Genomic DNA, 4,866 nt, shown 5'->3' with positions numbered 1-4,866 from the left:
GGCGCAGCGCGGCGACCAGGCGCGTGGAGAAGTACAGCACCACGCCGGCGGAAAGCACGAAGTTCACCGCCATGCCCCAGAGGTGCACGTTGAAGTGGTCGCCATGCAGGTGCGGCAGTGGCCGGCCGAAGACGGCGGTCAGCACGTAGCCCAGCAGGCACGCCACGCCCGTGGCCAGCACCCAGCGCAAYGGCAGGGCCAGCGCAGAGACCGCGATCAGCAGCAGGAACATGGAGCTGAACGGGTTGCCGATGCCGCCGCTCCACGCCACCAGCCAGGACAGCACGGCAACGTCGACCAGCATGTGGGCGAAGGCTTCGGCGGCGCGCTCCTCGCCGGGCCGGCGGCTGCACCAGGTGGCGTAGACGTTGAAAAGTCCCAGCGCACCGATCCCGGCCCACAGCGGCCAGCGCGGCAGATCGATGCCAAGCGGACCGAGCGCCACCAGCACGGTCACCGCCTGGCCCACGATCGCCACCCAACGCAGGTTGCAGAGCGTGCGCAGGAACGAGGGCGACAGGGTCAGCAGCGTATTCGGCATGGTCACATGCTAGTGCAAGCGCGCGGGCCGGACCTGCGGCATGGCGTCGCAGGGGCGTGCACGAGCCCCCCGGGCGGCCCACGCTACAATGCCGCCATGCACGACGCCGTCACCCGCCCCACGCCTCCCACCGACGCCGCGCCCTGGCCGCGCCGCATCACCCAGGCCGTTCAGATCGGCAATGCCGTCGTCGGCGGTGGCCGCCCGGTGGTGGTGCAGTCGATGACCAACACCGATACGGCCGATGTCGCCGGCAGCGTGAAGCAGGTCGCCGAACTCTGGCGGGCCGGCTCGGAAATGGTCCGGCTGACCGTCAACAACCCCGAATCCGCCGCCGCCATCCCGCGCATCCGCGAAAAGCTCGAGATGATGGGCATCTCGGTGCCGCTGATCGGCGACTTCCACTACAACGGACACCAGCTGCTGGCGGGCGAGCCGGCCTGTGCGGAAGCGTTGGCCAAGTACCGCATCAATCCGGGCAATGTAGGCTTCGGCAAGAAGAAGGACACCCAGTTCGCCCAGCTGATCGAGTTCGCGATCCGCTACGGCAAGCCGGTGCGCATCGGCGCCAACTGGGGTTCGCTGGACCAGGCGCTCGCGGCGCAGCTGATGGACGAGAACCACACGCGCGACATCCCGTGGGACGCCGGCCGCGTACTGCGCGAGGCGCTGATCCGCTCGGCGGTGGATTCGGCCGAACGCGCTGTCGAGATCGGCCTGCCGCGCGACCGCATCGTGCTGTCTGCCAAGGTCAGCGGCGTGCAGGAACTGATCGCGGTGTACCGCGACATGGCGGCCCGCACCGATTTCGCGCTGCACCTGGGCCTGACCGAGGCCGGCATCGGCAGCAAGGGCATCGTGGCGTCGAGCGCCGCGCTGGCCGTGCTGCTCCAGGAAGGCATCGGCGACACCATCCGCATTTCGCTGACGCCGGAACCSGGCSAGTCRCGCACGCAGGAAGTGATCGTCGCGCAGGAACTGCTGCAGACCACCGGCCTGCGCGCGTTCACGCCCATGGTTACCGCGTGTCCGGGTTGCGGGCGGACCACGTCCGAATTCTTCCAGGAGCTGGCCAAGGTCGTGCAGGAACATGTGCGCGGCAAGATGCCGGAGTGGAAGGTCACCCATCCGGGTGCCGAGAACATGACCCTCGCCGTGATGGGCTGCGTGGTGAACGGGCCAGGCGAATCGCGCCACGCCAACATCGGCATTTCGTTGCCAGGCACGGGCGAGGCGCCGGCCGCGCCGGTGTTCGTCGACGGCGAGAAGAAGGTCACGCTGCGTGGCGAGAACATCGCCCACGAGTTCGTCGCCCTGATCGACGACTACGTCGAGGCCAAGTACGCGCGTGCTGCCGGCTGACACGCTGGCGAACGGCCGGCGCTTCATCGCCGGGCTGTTTCGCGAACATGGCGGGCGCTTCGTCCTCCTCTTCCTCTGCCTGCTGGCCCCGTTGTGGCTGTTCGTCGAACTGGCGGACGAAGTCCACGAACTTGAAGCCTTCTACTTCGACGATCCGCTGCTGTGGCGCGCGCATGCGATGGCGGGGCCGGCGCTGGACCGGTTCTTCATTTTCATCTCGGCGATCGGCTACCAGTGGGGCGTGGTGCCGGTCGACATCGCACTGACGGCCGGCCTGCTGATCGCGCGACGCTGGCGTGAGGCCACCTTCGCCGGCGTGTCGTTCGCAGGTTCGGCGCTGTTGAACATGGCCACGAAGCAGTTCTTCCAGCGCGACCGGCCCACCTTGTGGGAATCCATCGCGCCCGAGCACACCTTCAGCTTTCCCAGTGGCCACGCGATGGGTTCGGCCACCTTGGCCATGGTGGTCGTGCTGCTGTGCTGGCACACGCGCTGGCGCTGGGTGGCGGTCGCCCTGGCGGGCAGCTTCGCGGTGCTGGTCGGCGTCTCGCGCATCTACCTGGGCGTGCATTATCCGTCCGACATCCTCGGCGGATTCGCCGCCGGCATCGCCTGGGTGTCGGGTGTCTACCTGGTGCTGTACCGCATCCGCGAGCGGCCGTGGCAGGTAAAAGGCTAGGGCTCCTGTGGGAGCGACGTAAGTCGCGATGAAGCGATGCCGGTGGTCTCTCGCGACTTACGTCGCTCCCACATCCTTCTTCATGCTTTTCAAGGCGCGTACGCGCGCTGGCGCTTATCCTGCAGTCGCTGGCGCAGATTGCTAGTCGCGGATAAGACCGGCGGGGATGGTGGTGCTGGCCATCACCAGCCATCAGACATCCTTGGCGGCTGGGACGCCGGCATCGCGTGGGTGTCGGGGGCTATATGGCGCTGTACCGCATTCGCGAGCGGCCGTGGCAGGTCAAAAGGCCAGATTAAAGGCTAGGGCTCCTGTGGGAGCGACGTAAGTCGCGATGAAACGATGCCGGTGGTCTCTCGCGACTTACGTCGCTCCCACATCCTTCTTCATGCTTTTCAAGGCGCGTACGCGCGCTCGCGCTCTTCCTGCAGCCGCTGGCGCAGGTACTGGTCGCGGGTGAGGCCGGCGGGAATCGTGGTGGCGGCCATGACCTCGGCAACGACCTGCGCCTCGCGTGCCTTGTAGGACTGGAAGCGTGGGTCGTTGGCCTGCTGCGCGGCGAAAGCGGCCATGCGCTGGTCAGCGTGTGCGCGATAGCGGTCGGCGATCACGGCCACCTCTGCCGCCTGCTGCGCGGGGTCGTCCACGGTCGCCTTGACCAGCGCGGTCCGCAACAGCAGGGCTTCGCCCGCGGACAATCCGGCGGCGGCCTCGTAGCGGTCGATCTGCCGCTTCAGCGCGTCCGCCCGCTCGCTGCGCTCCACGGCGCGCAGGGAGGCGGCGCGCGCGAAGAAGTCCTTCGCCTCTGCCTCGAAGCGCTGGCGCTCGCGATAGGCCTGCGCTTGCGGCGTGGCCTGCAGGGTGTCGAGCGCCGGAGAGGGGGCACCTGCGGAACCCGCAGGGGCAGGGGGCGTCGTCGGCACTCCCCGGGACGCGGCGTGCGTCCACCAGAGCGCGGCGGCGGTGAACACCAGCAGCGGCACCAGCAGTGTCAGCAGTTTCCTCATGCGTACTCCTCGTGCGCCGGGGCCGTCGCCTCACGACGGCCCTCGGGCGCGGACCTCAGCCCATCAGCTGGTCGACCAGCCAGTACAGCAGGTTGAACGGCTTGGCCTTGTCGGCCTTGTCGTCCTGTTCGCTCGCATCGAGCACCTTGCCCTGGCCGTCGAGCACGCTGTCGATGAAGTGCTTCAATTCCAGGTTCTGCGCCTGAACGTCGGCGTTCTTGAAATCGACGATGGTGGTGCAGTGGCTTTCGTTGAGCGCGCGGTACTGCGGGAAGTAGCCGCCGACATTGTTCAAGCCGTTGAGGCGGTCCCGCAGGCGTGCCGTATCCGTGTTCCAGCGCGCATGGATGCGTGCTTCCTTGGTGGCCTGGTCCGGTGCGTTGGCGATGTCGGGATAGAAGCGTTCGTACGAGTACGACGAGTAATTGAGGTCTTTCCAGAAGTGCGTATGGCCCATGCGGTCGCTGGCGTACTTGCTGGACAGGGCGGGATACAGGGTGCCGAGTTCGTTGAGGTCGAACTGCGGCAGGCCGCTGGCGAGATAGGGCAGCGGGCCGTTCGGCTGGTCGAGGCCCCACGCGTTGCGGATCAGCGCCATCAGCGGCTGCGAGGGGTAGTCGACCGGATTGCCGTTCTTCGGCGTGGGGAAAATCGGGCCGGAATCGTCGATCAGGAAGCTGCGCGTGGGCGCCATGTCGCGCCGCAACGGGTGGTAGCTGGTCAGGCTGCCGGCGCCGCCGGCGCTGCAGCCGGTGGACAGCATCTGCGTCGGGCGGGGCAGGTTGTCCTTCAGCCAGCCGACCACCGCGCGCACGTTGCGTGTGCCGTTGTGGTGCCACACCAGGGGGGCATTCTGCCCGCTCGGTTCGTTGTAGACGGCCACCTTGTCGCCACTGTAGATGTCGCCGGTGCAATAGGGCACGTAAACCATGTTCCAGCCCTGCGTCTTCACCGACTCGAACGGGCTGACCCGGGTGACGAACGGACTGACCAGGCTCGCGCCGGGATTCAGCAGGCTCATGTAGTCGTCGGGGATGCCGTTCGGATTGCGTGCACCGCGGATGCCGCCCTGGCCGCTGCAACTGGCGTAGTCCCAGCACGCGCCACCGCCCTCCATGTAGATGATGGTGTTGCGCGTATCGGCGACGCGGTTGACGAAGAACTTGAACGGCGAACCGTCGCCGCACACGGCGCCCGTCGACGGCGCCAGCTGGATGGTCTGCCACGCGTCGTAGCGGCCCGGCTGGAAGCCGTCGTTGAAGCCGGAGGGATTGGAC

Annotated in this window: 4 protein-coding genes and 1 pseudogene; 2 read left to right on the top strand and 3 right to left on the bottom strand. The window is 67.5% G+C overall.

The features are described 5' to 3' along the window. Positions 1 to 541 (bottom strand): annotated as a pseudogene (locus tag AC04L7_RS12450) (sensor histidine kinase); the annotation flags it as partial. A 96-nt stretch (positions 542 to 637) separates the two neighbouring features. Here AC04L7_RS12450 and ispG point away from each other — a divergent pair. After that, complete coding sequence (gene ispG, locus AC04L7_RS12445; RefSeq protein ID WP_475513108.1) at positions 638 to 1,903, top strand: flavodoxin-dependent (E)-4-hydroxy-3-methylbut-2-enyl-diphosphate synthase; 1,266 nt, start codon at positions 638 to 640, stop codon at positions 1,901 to 1,903. Between the two features lie 4 nt (positions 1,904 to 1,907). Continuing rightward, on the top strand, positions 1,908 to 2,582 hold the full coding sequence (locus AC04L7_RS12440) for a phosphatase PAP2 family protein (RefSeq protein WP_296280256.1): 675 nt from the start codon (positions 1,908 to 1,910) through the stop codon (positions 2,580 to 2,582). Positions 2,583 to 2,977: 395 nt separating this feature from the next. Here AC04L7_RS12440 and AC04L7_RS12435 read toward each other — a convergent pair whose 3' ends face one another. Together AC04L7_RS12435 and AC04L7_RS12430 are read right to left on the bottom strand one after the other, a co-directional pair. Beyond that, positions 2,978 to 3,589 (bottom strand): hypothetical protein, encoded by a 612-nt coding sequence (locus AC04L7_RS12435; RefSeq protein ID WP_435997909.1) that lies wholly within the window; start codon positions 3,587 to 3,589, stop codon positions 2,978 to 2,980. Between the two features lie 55 nt (positions 3,590 to 3,644). After that, the coding region (locus tag AC04L7_RS12430) for a pectin acetylesterase-family hydrolase (RefSeq protein ID WP_475513107.1) at positions 3,645 to 4,866 on the bottom strand (1,222 nt) is incomplete at its 5' end.

Source organism: Pseudoxanthomonas sp. LjRoot204_2 (assembly GCF_056175765.1).
Note: the sequence above shows the minus strand (reverse complement) of the source record. Positions and strands in the feature narration are given on the sequence as shown.

Excerpts from the sequence above, each read along its gene's own strand:
- AC04L7_RS12435 (WP_435997909.1), bottom strand. The coding sequence starts at position 3,589 with ATGAGGAAACTGCTGACACTGCTGGTGCCGCTGCTGGTGTTCACCGCC.